Genomic DNA, 18,861 nt, shown 5'->3' on the forward strand with positions numbered 1-18,861 from the left:
AAATCGTCGAAGTCGTTTAATCGCGCCACACTTTCTGAGAGTGCTTATTATTTGCGCTTACGAGTTCAAGGACGTCAGGCTTCGGGGAAACCCTGAAATTTTTTTAAAAATTTTTCGCTAACCTTCGCGCAGCACACGCAGGTAGGGCGTGTACTGCTCAGCACGCAGACCCAAGGTGTGCGTCAACGCTTTGAGTACGGCGTCGGGCTTGTCGATTTCAAACACCCCGGAGACCTTGCGCTGGCGCAGGGTATCGCCGAGCACCAGGGTCTGCCCTGGCCAGTAGCGGTTCAACGCTTCGACCACCTCGGCCAGAGGCTGTTGCCGGAACACCAGCTGACGCTGGCGCCAGGCGAACTCGGCGGCAACATCGAAGCCGTGTTCGCTACCCAGCTGCAAACCGCTGTACTCGACGCCGCGCCCTGGATCGAGCAGCACCGATTGCCCCTCGTCGACACTGACCTGAACCCTGCCCTGGGCAACCCGCACAAGGGTCTGGTTACCCTGCTGCGCGACGCTGAAGCGCGTGCCGACGACCTTCACCCAGCCGTCACCGGAGCGAATCAGAAACGGCCGCGACGGATCATGGCTGACGTCGAACCAGGCCTCTCCGCGCAGCAGGCGCACCCGTCGCTCCCCGTCACCCAACTCGACCTGCACAGCGGTGTCGGTATTGAGTTGCAGCTGTGAACCATCGGCCAGGGCCAGCGTGCGCGACTCGCCCGTAACCGTCGCGTAGTCAGCACGCCAGCGGTCCGGCCAGGGGCTGGCAATCAGCAGACCGATCATCAACAGAACTGCAGCAGCACTGGCCCAGACCCGCGCCCGCGGCTTGTGCCAACGGGCACGCTGAGCCTGGCGAAGCTGTCGGGCAGGCTCGCGCAAGGCACCGAGCAACTCGAGCACTTCATTCCAGGCCTGAACCTCGCTCGGCCCCTGCGCCAGCCAGGCCGCAAAGGCTTCCCGCTCAGTCGGGGTGAGATCCTCGGCCTGCAGGCGGTAGTACCAGCCACTGGCTTCGGCGAACAGGTCGTCGTCAGCATCGGTGACATTCGGCTCGATCATCGGGGCATCCGTAGCTGCAAAGGGCCGGTTCACAAATGCGGCCCCTGCGTGTCACTGAGCAGTCGTGCCTTGATGAAGGCCCGGCAATCGATCAGCGCACGACGCAATTGGTATTCGACACTACGCGGGGAGACCTTTAACCGCTCGCCAATCTCCCGGTAGGAACATTCGTCGACATGGTAAAGCAGGAAGATGTGTCGAGTCGCCTCGGGCAAGGCCTGAATAGCGTCATGCATCAGCGCTTGCTCCTGCATGGCCGCCAGCTGCTCTTCGGCCCCCGGCGAATCGCAGGGCAATTCATCGCTGGGCTCACCCACTTCACGATGCTCGCGGCGAATCATCTGGCGCTGATGGTCGCGAATCAGGTTGCTGGCGATCGTGAACAGAAAGGCTGGCAGATTATCGATTTTTTTGTCGGCAGGCAGCCGCGCCAGGCGCAAGAACGACTCCTGGGTTAAATCGGCTGCGACCTGAGTATTGCCGGTGCGCCGAGCAACAAAGGCCTCCAGGGCTTTTTTGTGCTCGGCGAACAACCGGGCAATCTGCGAATTCCACGAAGACACGGCACTTCCTGGCAGTGAATCTCAAGGTGAGCGCACGCTAGCAGAAGATGAGACATATTCGCAATTGATATCTATTTTTATACGCGCTCGTTACCCTGCGGCTCCCTGATCTTGTACCAGGCCACATACAAGGCCGGCAGGAACAACAAGGTCAGCAGGGTTGCGATGATAATCCCGCCGATCATCGCGTAGGCCATTGGCCCCCAGAACACCTCACGAGCGATGGGGATCATGCCCAGGCTCGCCGCTGCCGCCGTCAATAGAATCGGCCGTCGGCGGTGGTTGGTCGCTTCCAGCACTGCTGCCCACGGCGACAACCCCTGCCCCTCGTACTCATCGATCTGGGTCACCAGAATCACCGAGTTGCGGATGATGATACCGATCAGCGCGAGAATCCCGAGGATGGCCACGAAGCCCATCGGTGTACCCGTTGGCACCAGCGCCAGGACCACACCGATCAAGCCCAACGGCGCCACGCTGGCCACCAGGAACAGTTTCTGCACACTGTGCAGCTGGATCATCAGGAAGGTGCCCATCAGGAACAGCATCAGCGGCAACACTTTGGCAATCGGCCCCTGGGCCTTGCCACTTGCTTCTACCGTACCGCCGGTTTCGACCGTGTAGCCCACCGGCAGTTTGCTGACGAAATCGTCGATCTGCGGTTTGAGTTCACGCACCAGGTCAGTCGGCTGGATATCGCCACGCACCGCAGCCTTGATGGTGATGGTCGGTTTGCGGTCGCGACGCCAGACCAGCGGCTGCTCCAGCTCGTAGCGCACGGTGGCGAAGGCCAGCAGCGGAATCGAGGTGCCGTTGGGGGTGACGATCTGCAGGTTCTGCAAGGTCTGCGGCGAGCTCCGCTCACTGTCCACGGCACGGGCGACGACGTTGATCAGGTAGATACTGTCGTTGACCTGGGTGATCTGCGTGCCGCTGACAATGCTGTTCATGACATTGGCCACGTCCTCGGACGACAGGCCAAGCTGGCGCGCCTTGTCCTGGGCGATTTCGACGCGCAGGACTTTGCCCGGTTCGTTCCAGTCGTAAATCATCTGGCCGATGTGGTCGTTGCTGTCGAGCAAGGTCGCCAGGGCAACCGCGTATTTGCGCACCTCATCGATATCCTTGCCCATCACCCGGTACTGGATCGGCAAGCCTACCGGCGGCCCCATTTCCAGCGACTGGACGTTGCTGCCGATACCGACAAAGTCTTCGCGCAAACGCTGCTTCAAGCGTTTGATCAGCCCTTCGCGCTCTTCGAAACCTTTACTGACGATCACCAGCTGGGCGTAGTACGGATTCTGCAGTTGCTGGTCCAGTGGCAGGTAGAAACGAATGGCGCCCTGGCCGATATAGGTGCTCCAGCGCTCAATGTCCGGGTCACCCTTGAGCGTTGCCTCAAGCCGGTCCACCGCCTTGCGGGTTTCCTCGATCGAGGAGTTCTGCGGCAGGTTGAGGTCAACGAGAATCTCCGGGCGATCCGAAGAGGGGAAGAACTGGTTCTGCACGAAACGCATGCAGAACAACGCCAGCACGAACAGCAAAATGGTGCCGATGATGGTCAGCCAGCGATGGCGCATGCACCACAGCAGGCTGTGTTCGAAGGCCTTGCCGACCCGGCCGGTTTCTTCATCATGGGCTTTGACCTTGGCGTTGAGGATATGCACACCGAGCACCGGTGCAAACACCACCGCCACCACCCAGGACACCAGCAAGGCCGCAGCGATCACCGCAAACAAGGTATAGGTGTATTCCCCCGCCGAACTGGCGTTCAGACCGATCGGCATGAAGCCGGCCACGGTCACCAGGGTACCGGTGAGCATCGGGAAGGCCGTCGAGGTGTAAGCGAAGGTCGCTGCTTGCTCCTTGGTCTCGCCCATTTCCAGGCGCGTGACCATCACCTCCACGGTAATCATCGCATCGTCCACCAACAGGCCCAGGGCAATGATCAACGCCCCCAGGGAGATCCGCTGCATGGTGATGCCGCTGTACTCCATGAAGATGAACACCATGGCCAGTACCAGCGGAATCGAACAGGCCACCACCAGGCCGGCGCGAATACCGAGGCTGACGAAACTCACCACCAGTACGATGATCACCGCCTCGAACAATGCGCTGGTAAAGCCACCGACGGCTTCTTCCACCACCACAGCCTGGTCGGACACCGTATGCACGCCGACGCCAACCGGTAGTTCAGAGATGACACGGTCCATCATCTTGTGCAGATCGGCACCAAATACCTGGATGTTGCCACCCGCCTTCATGCCGATACCCAGGCCGATGGCAGGCTGTCCGTTGTAGCGAAACTGCGGCGCAGGCGGGTCGACATAGCCGCGCTGGATCTCGGCGATATCCGCCAGGCGGAAGAAGCGGTCATTGATGCGCAGGTTGACCGCCTCCAGGTCTTTCTCCGAAGCGAACTGGCCGGAAGTACGTACCGACACACGTTCAGGTCCGGCTTCGATCACCCCGGCCGGGGTCACCGCGTTCTGTGCTTGCAAGGCCTGTAGCACCTGGCGCTGATCGATACCGAACGAGGCCAGCTTGCGTGTGGAGAAGTTGAGGTACAGCACTTCGTCCTGGGTGCCGATCATCTCCACCTTGCCCAGCCCGGGCACTTCGCGGATCTCGGCACGTACCTGCTCGACGTAGTCGCGCAGCTGACGCATGGTCAGCCCATCGGCGGTAAAGGCATAGATCGAACCGTAGACGTCACCAAACTCGTCGTTGAACCCCGGCCCCTGGATTCCCTGAGGAAACTGGCCACGAATATCCTGGATCTTCTTGCGTACCTGATACCAGATCTCGGGGATGTCCTTGGAGGGGGTGGTATCCAGCAGGTTGACATAGACCGTCGACTCACCCGGCCGGGTGTAGCTCTTCACATAGTCGAGCGAATCGAGCTCCTCGAGTTTTTTCTCGATGCGGTCGGTGACCTGGTTGAGCATCTCGTCCTGGGTTGCTCCCGGCCAGCGCGTCTGGATGACCATGGTCTTGATGGTGAATGAAGGGTCTTCCTCACGCCCCAGGTTCATGTAGGAGAAAACGCCCATCAGCAAGCCGACGAACATCAGGTACCAGACAAAGGATTGGTGCTTCAGCGCCCACTCCGACAGGTTGAAGCTTCCTTTCATCGTGGGTCTTCCTCATCGACTTTGACTTTCTGGCCTGGTTTCAGGCTGTTCACACCGGCTGTTACCACGCGCTCCCCGGCCTGTACGCCGGCGCTCAGCACCACGCTATAGGGCGTGCGTTCAAGCAGTTTCACCTCGCGGGTGGCAACGGTGTTCTGTTGCGGATCGACCACCCATACCCGGGTCTGGCCCTCACTTTCCAGCAACGCCGTAGCGGGTAGTTCGCTGCGCGGCGACACCGCCGAGGTCAGGGTGACGCTGATCGCCGTTCCCAGATAGAACGCCTCGGGGGTGCTGGCCAGGGTCAGCCGCGCGCGGCGGGTTCGCGTGGCGGCATCGGCCTGCGGCTCAAGCACGCGCAAGGTCGCGGTGGTGTTGATCGTTGAATCGAGTTGCGAAGCCACGACAAATTTCAGGTCCGTGGACAACTGTTCGGCCAGATAAGTCGGCAGGTCGATGACCGCCTCCTTGATATCCGGACGGGCCAGGGTGACCACCGGCTGGCCGGCACTGACGGTCTGCCCCGCTTCTGCCTGCCAGTTGGTGACCACGGCAGCGTGATCGGTCTTGAGTTCGCTGTAGCCAAGCTGATCACGCGCCTGGACGACCGCGGCCCGTGCCTGCTCCAGGGAAGCGCCGGTGGTTTTCAGATTGGTCTGGGCGATGTCCAGTTGCGCCTGGGCGCCCACGCCGCTATCGAACAACTGTTGCTGGCGACGTGCTTCGGCCTGGGCGTTGATCCACTGCGCCTGGACCTTGGCCAAGTCGCCCTCGGCAGCGCGCAACTGGTTGCGCTGATCGGCCGGATCAAGGCTGGCCAGTGTATCGCCCGGTTTCACCTCGCTACCGACATCGACCCAGCGCCGCGCAATACGACCAGCCACGCGAAAGCCCAGGGTGCTCTCGTAACGCGCCTGGATAGTGCCGGCGAACCTCCCGAGACTGGCTTGCACCTGCGGCTGAACGATCACCGACAGCACCGGACGGATCGGCTCGGAATCCGCGGAATCCTTTTCGCAACCGGCAAGAAAGAGAATGCTGCACAGGCTCAGTGCGATTGCTTTCATTCTGCCACCCCACTGTCCTTGAGCGGCGCGATCTCCACCTGCATGCCCGGGTTGAGCAACTGCCCACCTGTCACCACCACGGTCTCTCCACCCTTGAGACCTTCGCTTATCACCACCTTGCCGGTGAGATAGCGACCGACTTTGACCTGCTGCAGTCTGACCTTGTTGTCCTCACCCACCAGCCACACGGCCGGATCGTGCAGGGCCTTGGTCAACGCCGACCAGGGCAGTTCGATACTGGGCTTGCCCTGGGCATGGCCGGTGGCGGTGACTGCCGAACCCAGCTCCATACCAGGCGGCACATCGCGCAACGCAACCTTGACCTGCACCGTGCCGCTCTGCGTCGAAACAGTTGGGGTGATCTCACGTACATGGCCCGGTGCCTGGACTTTCGGGTCGTCCACCAGACTGACCATGATCGTATCGCTGCTCGGCGACGCGACCAGCAAGGATTCATAGACATTGAATACCGCATCACGGTCGCCATCGTGGGCCAGGGTGAAGATCGGTGCCGTGGCCTGTACCACCTGGCCGACTTCAGCCTGGCGATCAGTGATGATCCCGGCCGCATCGGCCACCAGGGCGGTGTAGCTCAGTTGATCGCGGGCATTGGCCAGTTGCGCCTGGGCGGCCTTTAACGCGCTCTGGCTACTGCGCAGGGCCGCCTGGGCGGAGTCGTACTCACTCTGGCTGGTATAACTCTTGGGCAACAGTTTTTGCTGACGGACAAACGCGGCGGCGCTCTGGGTTACCCGCGCCTGTTCGGCGAACACTTCGGCCTTGGCCGAATCGACAGTGGCCTGCAGGTCTTTGGGGTCGAGCCGGGCCAGGACCTGATTGGCCTTCACATGGTCGCCGACATCGACGCTGCGGGAGATGATCTTGCCGCCCACGCGAAACGACTGATCCGCCTGCACCCGCGCCTGGACATCACCAGTGAGGGTCACCGAAGCAGCAAAATCGCTGGGTTGAACACGTTGTACGCCCACTCTGGGCAACTCGATTTCGGAAGTGCTCTTCTCGCCACAGCCCGTTAACACGAGCGCCGAGCCCAGGCTGACGACCAATACAGTACGCAACACCGTCATGCAGGCTCCTTGCATGTGTCAGATCGATACAGAGATGCGAGTGTTAGCGTAGATCAGGGAATGGGCGGCCGCTGTAACTAATGCAATTCCTTTGAGTTCGATCAGTTGGCCGGTTGGAGCGAGCTTGCCTCGCGATAGGGGATGCAATCGCGGGGCAAGCCCGCTCCCACAGAGGTTTGGTGCTGCCTCTGTGGGAGCGGGCTTGCCCCGCGATGTTTTCAGGTCAGGCCGAAACAGGCGTCGCGGTGCGACCCACGTCCGGCTGCTTCCAGGAGTCGGCAGCGCTTTCTTCGATGGCCTGCTGGATCGCCCGACGACGACGCTCTTCGCCGCGACGGCTGACGTACCAGACCATGAAGGTCACCAACGATACCGACAGCAGGATCAGGCTGGCGACGGCGTTGATTTCCGGTTTCACGCCCAGACGCACAGCCGAGAAGACTTCCATCGGCAAGGTGGTCGAACCCGGACCCGACACGAAGCTGGCCAGTACCAGGTCGTCCAGCGACAGCGCGAAGGACATCATGCCGCCCGCCGCCAGCGAGGGCGCGATCATCGGGATGGTGATCAGGAAGAACACCTTCCACGGCTTGGCACCCAGGTCCATCGCCGCTTCCTCGATCGACAGGTCCAGCTCGCGCAGACGTGCCGACACCACCACCGCCACATAGGCGGCACAGAAGGTGGTATGCGCGATCCAGATGGTCACGATACCGCGTTCCTGCGGCCAGCCGATCATCTGTGCCATGGCCACGAACAGCAGCAACAGCGACAGACCGGTAATCACCTCAGGCATTACCAGCGGTGCGGTGACCAGGCCACCGAACAGGGTACGGCCCTTGAAGCGCGTCACCCGGGTCAGCACGAAGGCCGCCAGGGTACCCAGCGCCACCGCTGCGATCGCGGTGTAGCAGGCGATCTCCAGCGAGCGCATCACCGAGCCCATCAGCTGGCTGTTGTCGAGCAAGCCGACGTACCACTTGACCGACCAGCCGCCCCAGACCGTCACCAGCTTGGAGGCGTTGAACGAGTAGATCACCAGGATCAGCATGGGCAGGTAGATGAACAGCAAGCCCACAATCAACATCAGCTTGGAGAAACTGAAACGCTTCATGCCCTGCCCTCCATCTCTTTGGCCTGACTACGGTTGAAGAGCAGAATCGGCACGATCAGGATCGCCAGCATCACCACCGCCAGGGCGGAAGCCACCGGCCAGTCACGGTTGTTGAAGAACTCTTGCCAGAGCACTTTACCGATCATCAAGGTTTCCGGACCGCCGAGCAGTTCCGGGATAACGAACTCACCGACCACCGGAATGAACACCAGCATGCAGCCGGCGATGATGCCGTTCTTCGACAACGGCACGGTGATCTTCCAGAAGCTGTTGAAGGTGCTCGACCCCAGGTCCGACGCGGCCTCAAGCAGGCTCTGGTCGTGTTTGACCAGGTTGGCGTAGAGCGGCAGGATCATGAACGGCAGGTACGAATAGACCACACCGATGTAGACCGCCAGGTTGGTATTGAGGATCTGCAGCGGTTGATCGATCAGGCCCAGCCACATCAGGAAACTGTTGAGCAGGCCGTTGTTGCTGAGAATGCCCATCCAGGCATACACGCGGATCAGGATCGCCGTCCAGGTCGGCATCATGATCAGCAGCAACAGGACCGTCTGGGTCTCCTTGCGTGCGTTGGCGATGGCATAGGCCATCGGATAGCCGATCAGCAGGCACAGCAGTGTGCTGAAGAAGGCCATCTTCAACGAGCCCAGGTACGCCGAGATGTACAGCTCATCCTCGGTCAACAGGCCGTAGTTGGCCATGTTCAGCACCAACTGCACTTTGTCTTCGACGTAGCTGTAGATTTCGGTGTACGGCGGGATCGCCACGTCCGCTTCAGCGAAGCTGATCTTCAGGACGATGAAGAACGGCAGCATGAAGAACAGGAACAGCCAGATGAACGGCACGCCGATCACCACATGGCGCCCTTCAGGCTTTATTCGGTTGAAGGCTCGCTTGAGCTTGCGCATGTTCATGACCGCAGTACCACGCCGCTGTCGTCTTCCCACCAGACGTAAACCTGGTCATCCCAGGTCGGTCGGGTGCCCTGGCGTTCGGCGTTGGCAACGAACGACTGGACAATCTTGCCGCCAGGCAGCTCGACGTAGAACACCGAGTGGCCACCGAGGTAGGCGATGTCGTGGACCTTGCCGCGCGACCAGTTGTGTTCACAGGTCGGCTGCTGGGTGGTGACCAGCAGTTTTTCCGGACGCAGTGCATAGGTGATGCGCTTGTCTTCCACCGAGGTGGTAACACCGTGGCCGACGTAGATCTTGCGCTCGAGTTCCGAGCTGGCAATGACTGCGTGGCCTTCGGCATCTTCGACCACTTCACCCTCGAACAGGTTGACGTTGCCGATGAACTCACAGACCAGGCGGCTGGTCGGGGTCTCGTAGATGTCGATCGGGCTGCCGATCTGGGCGATCCAGCCCAGGTGCATGATGGCGATGCGCTGGGCCATGGTCATGGCCTCTTCCTGGTCGTGGGTCACCATGACGCAGGTCACACCGACCCGCTCGATGATCTCAACCAGCTCAAGCTGCATCTGCGAACGCAGTTTCTTGTCCAGCGCGCCCATCGGTTCATCGAGCAGCAGCAGTTTCGGACGCTTGGCCAGGGAGCGGGCCAGCGCCACACGCTGACGCTGACCACCGGAAAGCTGGTGCGGCTTGCGCTTGGCGTACTGGGTCATGTGCACCAGCTTGAGCATCTCGCCGACACGTGCGTCGATCTCGGCCTTGGGCATGCGGTCTTGCTGCAGGCCGAAGGCGATGTTCTGCGCCACGGTCATGTGCGGGAACAGCGCATAGGACTGGAACATCATGTTGATCGGCCGCTCGTAGGGCGGCATGTCGGTGATGTCTACGCCATCGAGGAAGATGCGCCCCTCGGTCGGCCGCTCGAAACCGGCCAGCATGCGCAGCAAGGTGGACTTGCCCGAACCGGAGCCACCGAGCAGGGCGAAGATCTCACCCTTCTTGATTTCCAGGGACACATCGTCCACGGCGATGGTTTCGTCGAACTTTTTCGTGACCCGGTCGATTTTGACCAGCACCTGTTTAGGTTGCTGGTCGCCCTCGAGGGCTTTCTTATAGGCACCGGAGGCAACAGCCATTTGTGAAACTCCCAACAAGATTTTTTGCGTCCGCCCCTGCCGTGACGGACTCTGGATTTTTACTTGCCCGACTTGATCTTGGTCCAGCTACGGGTCATCAAACGTTGCACCTTGGGAGGTAGCTCCGAGTTGACGTACAACTTGTCCAGCACTTCTTGCGGTGGATAAACCGCTGCGTCGGTTCGCACGCTCTGATCCATCAGATCGCCAGCCTTGAGGTTCGGGTTGGCATAACCGACGTAATCGCTGACCTGGGCAATGACCTCAGGCTGCAGCAAATAGTTGATGAAAGCATGGGCCTCTTTGACATTGGTCGAATCCTTGGGGATTGCCAGCATGTCGAACCAGAGGTTGCCGCCTTCCTTTGGAATCACATAAGCCACGTCCACACCCTTGCCGGCTTCTTCGGCACGGGTCTTGGCCTGGAACACATCACCGGAGAATCCTGCGGCTACGCAGATATCACCATTGGCCAGATCCGAGATGTACTTGGACGAGTGGAAATAAGTCACATAAGGACGCACCGCCAGCAGCTTCTTCTCGGCGTCGGCGTAGTCCTTGGGGTTGGTGCTGTTGGGGTCGCGCCCCATGTAGTTCAGCACTGCCGGGAGCATCTCGTCGGCCGAGTCGAGGAAGGCGACGCCGCACTTGGAGAGCTTCTTGATGTTTTCCGGCTCGAACAGCATGGCCCAGGAATCGATCTTGTCGGTGCCCAGCGCCGCCTTGACCTTCTCGACGTTGTAGCCGATGCCATTGGTGCCCCACAGGTAGGGGACGGCGTACTGGTTACCCGGATCGTTCTTCTCCAGGCGCTTCATCAGCGCCGGGTCGAGGTTCGAATAGTTCGGCAGCAGCGACTTGTCGAGCTTCTGGAAGGCGCCCGCCTTGATCTGCTTGCCGAGGAAATGGTTGGACGGCACTACTACGTCATAACCGGTACGACCGGCCAGCAGTTTGCCTTCCAGGGTTTCATTGGAGTCAAAGACATCCTGCACCGGTTTGATCCCGGTGGCTTTTTCAAAATCCGCGAGTGTCGTCTGGCCGATGTAGTCCGACCAGTTGTAAATGTGCACCGTGGGCGCCGCTTGGACGCTGATCGCCAGCGTCAGACCCGCTCCAGCCAACATGGCCTTGCGAAATACAGAAATAGACAAGTGGGAGGTCCTCTACAAAAGTGCCCGAGTCATACGGCAGAAATCCCTGCCGGACAAGCAAACCGGCGCGCAACTTACCTTCGATACACGCATGTCGCAAAAACAATTTGCCACTTTTTGCGATCCTGGGCGTGATTTGCACCACGCCCAGGGTCAATCAGGCTTATTTGCCCGATTTGATCTTGGTCCAGCTACGAGTGATCTCGCGTTGAGCTTTCGCACCTGGGTCAGAAATTGCGTACAGCTGCTTCTTCACATCAGCCGGAGGATAGATGCTCGGATCGCCCGAGATATCCTTGTCCACCAGAGGGGTGGCCGCCTTGTTGCCGTTCGGGAAACGTACGGCGTTGGTGATACCGGCCATGACTTCCGGCTGCATCAGGAAGTCCATGAACTTGTAGGCGGCGTCGACGTTGACGGCATCTTTAGGGATGGCAACCATGTCGTAGAAGGTACCGGCGCCTTCTTTCGGAATCACGTAGTCCAGCTTGACCTTGTCACCGGCTTCGTGAGCACGGGCCTTGGACTGCTCCAGGTCACCCGAGTAACCCACGGCGACGCAAATGTTGCCGTTGGCCAGGTCCGAGATGTACTTGGAGGAGTGGAAGTAGCCGATCGACGGACGGATCTTCATGAACAGGTCTTCGGCTGCCTTCAGGTCAGCTTTGTCCGTGCTGTTGGTCGGCTTGCCCAGGTAATGCAGGGCTGCCGGGATCATCTCGGTCGGAGCATCGAGGAAGCTTACGCCGCAGCTCTTGAGCTTTTCGATGTTCTCGGGCTTGAACACCACGTCCCAGGAATCGATCTTGTCGACGCCCAGCGCAGCCTTGACCTTCTCTGGGTTGTAACCGATACCGATGGAGCCCCACATGTAGGGGAACGCATATTTGTTACCCGGGTCGCTGGCATCGCCAACGGCCTTGAGCAGGTCTTCGTCGAGGTTCTTCCAGTTCGCAAGCTTGGAACGATCCAGCTCCTGATAGACACCCGCCTTGATCTGTTTGGCCAGGAAGTTGTTCGACGGTACGACGATGTCGTAACCGGACTTGCCCGCCAGCAACTTGGCTTCGAGGGTTTCGTTACTGTCGAAGACGTCGTAGACGACCTTGATGCCGGTCTGCTTCTCGAAGTTGGCGACGGTGTCCGGTGCGATGTAATCGGACCAGTTATAGACGTGCAGCACTTTGTCATCCGCCTGAACAGCACTGGCCATGGCGCCCATAAGGGACATAGCCAACAACGTCTTGCCCAATTTCTTCATGCGTAATGCTCCAGAATTTTTTATTTAGCCATCTGTTCAGTGGCCGGCTCTTTACGGCGCAAGCTTCGGGCGACTGAAACAGTCGCTAGTCTGGCAAGTTCCAAGGCGCTCTTTCAAGGAAAGCGCGCCTCGAAACACGATGATGCCATTACGCTAGCCTAGCACTTGGCTATTTCAGCGCCTCAAGCGTCAAGTCCAGGCATTTGCGTGCCTTTTCAACCAGCTCGTCGATCTCTTCACGGCTGATCACCAGCGGTGGGGCAATGATCATGGTGTCGCCCACGGCACGCATGATCAGGCCATTGTCGAAGCAGTGCTGGCGGCAGATCATGCCTGCGCCCTGACCTTCATAACGGGCGCGGGTTGCCTTGTCCTTGACCAGCTCGATGGCACCGAGCATGCCCAGACCACGCACTTCACCCACCAACGGGTGATCGTTGAGCTCACGCAGACGTTTCTGCAAATACGGTGCCGTTTCCTCTTTGACCCGCTCGATAATTTTCTCGTCGCGCAGGATTCGCAGATTTTCCAGGCCCACAGCAGCGGCCACCGGGTGACCGGAGTAGGTGAAGCCGTGGTTGAAGTCACCGCCTTCGCTGACCACCTTGGCCACTTCGTCACGCACGATCACACCGCCCATGGGGATGTAACCGGAGGTCAGGCCTTTGGCGATGGTCATCAGGTCGGGCTTGAGGCCGTAGTAATCGGAGCCGAACCACTCACCGGTACGCCCGAAACCGCAGATCACCTCGTCGGCAATGAACAGAATCTCGTACTTGGCGAGGATCTCCTTGATCTTCGGCCAGTAGGTGTCTGGCGGAATGATCACGCCGCCAGCGCCCTGGATCGGCTCGGCGATAAAGGCGGCGACATTGTCTTCGCCGACTTCGAGGATTTTCTTTTCCAGCTGTTCGGCAGCCCAGATGCCGAACTCGTCCGGGGTCATGTCACCGCCTTCGCCGAACCAGTACGGCTGCGGAATGTGCACGATGCCCGGCAGCGTGCCGCTCTGTGCATGCATGCCGCTCATGCCACCCAGCGCGGCGCCGGCCACGGTAGAGCCGTGATAGCCGTTGATGCGGCCGATGATCACCTGCTTCTGCGGCTTGCCCTTGACCGCCCAGTAGTGGCGGACCATACGCAGGTTGGTGTCGTTGCCTTCGGAGCCGGAACCGGTGAAGAACACATGGGTCATGCCTTCTGGCGCGACGTCAGTCACCGCCTTGGCCAGTTCCAGTGCCGGTGGGTGCGCAGTCTGGAAGAACAGGTTGTAGTACGGCAGTTCACGCATCTGCGCGGCAGCCTTTTCCACCAGCTCTTCACGACCGTAGCCGACCGCCACACACCACAGACCAGCCATACCGTCGAGGATCTTGTTGCCCTCGCTGTCCCACAAGTGCACGCCTTCAGCTTTGGTGATGATCCGCGGGCCCTTCTCTTTCAGCTGTTTATAGTCACTGAAAGGCGCCAGGTGATGCTCACTGCTAAGGGTTTGCCACTCACGGGTTTGCGGGTTGTTGACGCTCATGTGCTTCTCCGTTTTCTGACGGCCGCGGTCCTGCGGCTCCGGGTTGATCAGACCGCAAACAGCAGGAACTCACGTTCCCAGGAGCTGATTACGCGTTTGAAGTTTTCATGTTCGGCGCGCTTGGTGGCGACGTAACCGGCAATGAATTTCTTGCCCAGGTACGGTTCCAGCGCCTGGCAGTTCTCCATGCGCTCCAGAGCGTCCTCGATGGTCAGCGGCAGGCGCAGGTTGCGCCGCTCGTAACCACGGCCCTTTACCGGCGCGCTTGGCTTGATGCCTTCGACCATGCCGATATAGCCACACAGCAGACTGGCGGCGATCGCCAGGTACGGGTTGGCGTCGGCGCCTGGCAGACGGTTCTCGACCCGGCGGTTCTGTGGTCCGGCATCCGGTACACGCAGACCGACGGTACGGTTCTCTTCGCCCCATTCGACGTTCACCGGCGCCGAGGTATCGGGCAGGAAGCGGCGGAACGAGTTGACGTTTGGGGCAAACAGCGGCAGCACCACCGGGATGAACTTCTGCAGACCGCCGACATGATTGAGGAACAGCTCACTCATTTGTCCATCGGCATCAGAGAAGATGTTCTTGCCGGTATGCACGTCGATGATGCTCTGGTGCAGGTGCATGGCGCTGCCCGGCTCACCGGTCATCGGCTTGGCCATGAAGGTGGCGGCGACGTTGTGCTTGAGCGCCGCTTCACGCATGGTCCGCTTGAACACCAGGATCTGGTCGGCCAGGGCCAGGGCGTTACCGTGACGGAAGTTGATTTCCATCTGCGCGGTGCCGTCTTCGTGGATCAGCGTGTCCAGGTCCAGGTTCTGCAGCTCGCACCAGTCGTAGACGTCCTCGAACAGCGGATCGAATTCGTTGGCCGCTTCGATGGAGAACGACTGACGGCCGGTTTCCGGACGGCCGGAGCGGCCGATCGGCGGCTGCAGCGGGAAATCCGGGTCTTCGCAGCGTTTGGTCAGGTAGAACTCCATCTCTGGCGCCACGATCGGCTGCCAGCCCTTGTCGGCATAGAGTTTCAGTACCTTCTTGAGCACGTTGCGCGGCGACAGCTCAACCGGGTTGCCCTGCTTGTCATAAGTATCGTGGATCACCTGAGCCGTCGGCTCGATGGCCCAAGGCACGAGAAACACCGCGTTCTCGTCGGGCCGGCAGATCATGTCGATGTCGGCCGGGTCCAGCAGTTCGTAATAGATGTCGTCATCGACGTAGTCGCCGGTAACGGTCTGCAGCAGGACACTCTCGGGCAGGCGCATGCCTTTTTCGGCAATGAACTTGTTGGTTGGAGAAATCTTGCCACGGGTGATACCGGTGAGGTCGCTGATCAAGCACTCGACTTCGGTGATCTTGTGTTCTTTCAACCAATCGGTGAGCTGGTCGAGGTTGCTACTCATAAATACCTCAGGAGGTAAATGTCTGGACAGTCGTCAGGACACCCGGAGTGGGCCGTCCCAGACATTCTGGATGCCGCGCCCGGGTAAAGCAAAAGCCGCGCAGGGGCACACCGCGACGAGGGCCGCTATAGTGAAGGCAGAGGATATTCGAAGAGGCATCGACAACAGGCAGGCCGCCCGTGCCGTCAATTATTTCAGCCGGGGTACTGCGTGCTGACGCGTAGCGATAGCCGCTCGCGTAAAATGCGTGCAAACCGATCTGCGCGCGGCAGAGGGTGATGCCGGTTGTCGGCAGGCGTGACATGTAACCCCCGGTATTATTGATGTTATGGGTTGCCACCGAGCTTAGCCTTGTTCATTTTTTTACACAACACCCCCGTAAAAAATAGAACACGGCCCGCTCAAGATCGCTCATATCGTACGAAAGCAGCGATTGTCCGCGCCCTCTATTGCAGCAAAAATGCCGCTCAAGGGCCGTTTTAGGGCATCATGGGCTTGGCTTGACTTCAGTAGGGCTTTCCGATTGACTGGAGCTGCAAGCCCCCATTGATTGATATTTTTAACAACAAAGGTGTTGCATCATGTCGGTACCCCCGCGTGCCGTTCAGCTTAACGAAGCGAACGCGTTCCTTAAGGAACATCCTGAGGTTCTCTACGTTGACCTTCTGATTGCAGATATGAATGGTGTGGTGCGTGGCAAGCGCATCGAGCGCACCAGCCTCCACAAGGTTTACGAGAAAGGCATCAACCTGCCGGCCTCCCTCTTCGCATTGGATATCAACGGCTCCACGGTCGAAAGCACCGGCCTGGGCCTGGACATCGGCGATGCCGACCGCATCTGCTATCCAATCCCCGACACCCTGTCCAACGAGCCTTGGCAGAAGCGCCCTACCGCGCAACTGCTGATGACCATGCACGAACTTGAAGGCGAGCCGTTCTTTGCCGACCCGCGGGAAGTCCTGCGCCAGGTAGTGAGCAAGTTCGACGAGATGGGCCTGACCATCTGCGCCGCGTTCGAGCTGGAGTTCTACCTGATCGACCAGGAAAACGTGAACGGCCGTCCACAGCCGCCACGCTCGCCGATTTCCGGCAAACGTCCGATGTCGACCCAGGTTTACCTGATCGATGACCTCGACGAGTACGTCGATTGCCTGCAGGACATCCTCGAAGGCGCCAAAGAGCAGGGCATCCCTGCCGACGCGATCGTCAAGGAAAGCGCCCCGGCGCAGTTCGAAGTCAACCTGCACCACGTTGCCGACCCGATGAAGGCCTGCGACTACGCGGTACTGCTCAAGCGCCTGATCAAGAACATCGCCTACGACCATGAGATGGATACCACCTTCATGGCCAAGCCCTATCCGGGTCAGGCGGGTAATGGTCTGCACGTCCATATCTCGGTGCTGGACAAAGATGGCAAGAACATCTTCACCAGCGAGGATCCCGAGCAGAACGCCGCACTGCGTCACGCGATCGGCGGTGTGCTCGAGACCCTACCGGCGTCGATGGCGTTCCTCTGCCCGAACGTCAACTCGTACCGCCGTTTCGGTGCCCAGTTCTACGTGCCGAACTCGCCAAGCTGGGGCCTGGACAACCGTACCGTGGCCCTGCGCGTGCCGACCGGTTCACCCGATGCAGTACGCATCGAACACCGTGTCGCCGGTGCCGACGCCAACCCGTACCTGTTGATGGCTGCTGTCCTGGCCGGTGTTCACCATGGCTTGACCAACAAGGTCGAACCGGGCGAGCCAACCGAAGGCAACTCCTACGAGCAGAACGAGCAAAGCCTGCCGAACAACCTGCGTGATGCCCTGCGCGAGCTGGACGACAGCGAGATCCTGGCCAAGTACATCGATCCGAAATACATCGATATCTTCGTGGCCTGTAAAGAGAGCGAGCTGGAGGAGTTCGAACACTCCATCTCCGATCTTGAGTACAACTGGTATCTGCATACCGTATAAAAAAATGCCGTCGATCCTGTGATCGACGGCATTTTTGTATGGCCATTGCGGGCCCCATCGCCGGCAAGGCCAGCTCCCACAAGGGACGGTCTACACAGAACCCTGTGGGAGCTGGCTTTGCCGGCGATGGGCTGCAAAGCAGCCCCAAAAGCTACAAAGCCTTCTCGAAAATCTTCGAATTACGCTGATAGTTGTACAGTGAAGCCCGCGCCGCCGGCAGCCGCTCGACCTCACTGGGCACAAAGCCCCGCTCTCTGAACCAGTGCGCAGTCCGCGTCGTCAGCACAAACAGGGTATTGAGCCCCATTTCCCGCGCCCGCGTTTCGATGCGCTCAAGCAGCTCATCACCGCGACCGCCATGGCGATACTCGGGATTGACCGCCAGACACGCCAACTCCCCGGCCTCGGAATCGGCAATCGGATACAACGCCGCACAGGCGATGATCATGCCTTCGCGCTCGACCACGCTGAACTGCTCGATCTCGCGCTCCAGCACCTCACGCGAACGCCGCACCAGAATGCCCTGCTCTTCCAGCGGGCTGATCAGATCCAGCAAGCCACCGACATCCTCGATCGCCGCCTCACGGACCTTCTCGAACTGCTCCTGGGCCACCAGGGTTCCGCCACCGTCACGGGTGAACAATTCGGTCAGCAAGGCGCCGTCTTCGGCATAGCTGACGATATGGCTGCGCGCCACGCCGCCACGGCAGGCCTCGGCGGCGGCATCGAGCAACTCGCCCTGATAATCACTGCCAAGACGCTGCAGATGCGCAGGCACCTGTTGCGGACGCAGTTCCCGCACCAGCCGCCCTTGCTCGTCGATCAGACCGCGCTCGGCACCGAACAGCAGCAGCTTGTCGGCCTCAAGCTCGATGGCGGCACGGGTCGCGACGTCTTCGCAGGCCAGGTTGAAGATTTCACCGGTCGGTGAGTAACCCAGCGGCGACAGCAAGACAATCGAACGCTCATCGAGCAGGCGGTTGATGCCTTTGCGGTCGACCCGACGCACTTCGCCTGTGTGGTGATAATCCACGCCTTCAAGCACGCCGATAGGACGCGCGGTCACCAGGTTGCCGGAGGCCACGCGCAAGCGCGAACCCTGCATCGGCGACGCGGCCATGTCCATCGACAGGCGCGCTTCGATAGCAATCCGCAGGTGCCCCACTGCATCGATCACGCACTCCAGGGTGGCCGCATCGGTGATGCGCATGCCGCGATGGTAGTGCGGGGTCAGGCCGCGACTGGCCAGGCGGGTTTCGATCTGCGGGCGCGAACCATGCACCAGCACCAGGCGCACCCCGAGGCTGTGCAGCAGCACCAGGTCGTGGACGATATTGCCGAAGTTGGGGTGTTCGACCCCGTCACCGGGCAGCATGACCACGAAGGTGCATTCCCGGTGGGCGTTGATGTAAGGCGAAGCATGACGCAGCCAGTTGACGTAATCGGGCATAACCACAGAGCCTGTAG

14 protein-coding genes are annotated in these 18,861 nt (G+C 60.1%); 1 reads left to right on the top strand and 13 read right to left on the bottom strand.

Going from position 1 to position 18,861, the window contains the following annotated elements:
• Positions 1–117 precede the first annotated feature (117 nt).
• From ACVI9W_RS11030 to ACVI9W_RS11085, 12 genes are all read right to left on the bottom strand, one after another.
• On the bottom strand, positions 118–1,065 hold the full coding sequence (locus ACVI9W_RS11030) for a FecR family protein (RefSeq protein WP_461530008.1): 948 nt from the start codon (positions 1,063–1,065) through the stop codon (positions 118–120).
• A gap of 29 nt (positions 1,066–1,094) precedes the next feature.
• The gene (locus tag ACVI9W_RS11035) at positions 1,095–1,628 is read right to left on the bottom strand and encodes an RNA polymerase sigma factor (RefSeq protein ID WP_038615630.1); all 534 of its coding nucleotides are present in this window, start codon (positions 1,626–1,628) and stop codon (positions 1,095–1,097) included.
• Between the two features lie 77 nt (positions 1,629–1,705).
• Positions 1,706–4,762, bottom strand: coding sequence for an efflux RND transporter permease subunit (locus ACVI9W_RS11040; protein ID WP_461530009.1), 3,057 nt, complete (start codon positions 4,760–4,762; stop codon positions 1,706–1,708).
• Positions 4,759–5,829, bottom strand: coding sequence for an efflux RND transporter periplasmic adaptor subunit (locus ACVI9W_RS11045; RefSeq protein ID WP_461530010.1), 1,071 nt, complete (start codon positions 5,827–5,829; stop codon positions 4,759–4,761). Before ACVI9W_RS11045 ends, ACVI9W_RS11040 begins: the two co-directional genes overlap by 4 nt.
• On the bottom strand, positions 5,826–6,917 hold the full coding sequence (locus tag ACVI9W_RS11050; RefSeq protein ID WP_461530011.1) for an efflux RND transporter periplasmic adaptor subunit: 1,092 nt from the start codon (positions 6,915–6,917) through the stop codon (positions 5,826–5,828). The genes ACVI9W_RS11045 and ACVI9W_RS11050 overlap by 4 nt, the downstream gene beginning before the upstream one ends.
• 223 nt (positions 6,918–7,140) lie before the next feature.
• Entirely contained in the window at positions 7,141–8,031 is an 891-nt protein-coding gene (locus ACVI9W_RS11055) for an ABC transporter permease subunit (protein WP_422415860.1), read from the bottom strand.
• Positions 8,028–8,948, bottom strand: a complete 921-nt coding sequence (locus ACVI9W_RS11060) for an ABC transporter permease subunit (protein ID WP_191830578.1) — start codon at positions 8,946–8,948, stop codon at positions 8,028–8,030. Before ACVI9W_RS11060 ends, ACVI9W_RS11055 begins: the two co-directional genes overlap by 4 nt.
• Positions 8,945–10,087: a polyamine ABC transporter ATP-binding protein gene (gene potA, locus ACVI9W_RS11065; RefSeq protein WP_038615642.1), complete on the bottom strand. Its 1,143-nt coding sequence runs from the start codon at positions 10,085–10,087 to the stop codon at positions 8,945–8,947. Before potA ends, ACVI9W_RS11060 begins: the two co-directional genes overlap by 4 nt.
• Before the next feature lie 59 nt (positions 10,088–10,146).
• Positions 10,147–11,241 carry a polyamine ABC transporter substrate-binding protein gene (locus ACVI9W_RS11070; RefSeq protein ID WP_342623617.1) on the bottom strand — a complete coding sequence of 365 codons (1,095 nt, stop codon included), beginning with the start codon at positions 11,239–11,241 and terminating at the stop codon, positions 10,147–10,149.
• Between the two features lie 163 nt (positions 11,242–11,404).
• Positions 11,405–12,502: a polyamine ABC transporter substrate-binding protein gene (locus ACVI9W_RS11075; RefSeq protein WP_461530012.1), complete on the bottom strand. Its 1,098-nt coding sequence runs from the start codon at positions 12,500–12,502 to the stop codon at positions 11,405–11,407.
• A 169-nt stretch (positions 12,503–12,671) separates the two neighbouring features.
• Entirely contained in the window at positions 12,672–14,030 is a 1,359-nt protein-coding gene (locus ACVI9W_RS11080) for an aspartate aminotransferase family protein (RefSeq protein ID WP_038615648.1), read from the bottom strand.
• A gap of 47 nt (positions 14,031–14,077) precedes the next feature.
• Positions 14,078–15,436, bottom strand: a complete 1,359-nt coding sequence (locus ACVI9W_RS11085; RefSeq protein WP_422415857.1) for a glutamine synthetase family protein — start codon at positions 15,434–15,436, stop codon at positions 14,078–14,080.
• Between the two features lie 581 nt (positions 15,437–16,017).
• Between ACVI9W_RS11085 and ACVI9W_RS11090 the strand changes: the two genes are divergently transcribed.
• Complete coding sequence (locus ACVI9W_RS11090; RefSeq protein ID WP_038615652.1) at positions 16,018–17,394, top strand: glutamine synthetase family protein; 1,377 nt, start codon at positions 16,018–16,020, stop codon at positions 17,392–17,394.
• Positions 17,395–17,545: 151 nt separating this feature from the next.
• Here ACVI9W_RS11090 and argA read toward each other — a convergent pair whose 3' ends face one another.
• Positions 17,546–18,844, bottom strand: coding sequence for an amino-acid N-acetyltransferase (gene argA, locus ACVI9W_RS11095; RefSeq protein ID WP_038615655.1), 1,299 nt, complete (start codon positions 18,842–18,844; stop codon positions 17,546–17,548).
• Between the last annotated feature and the right edge of the window lie 17 nt (positions 18,845–18,861).

The sequence above is a fragment of the Pseudomonas sp. 210_17 TE3656 genome (assembly GCF_054821965.1).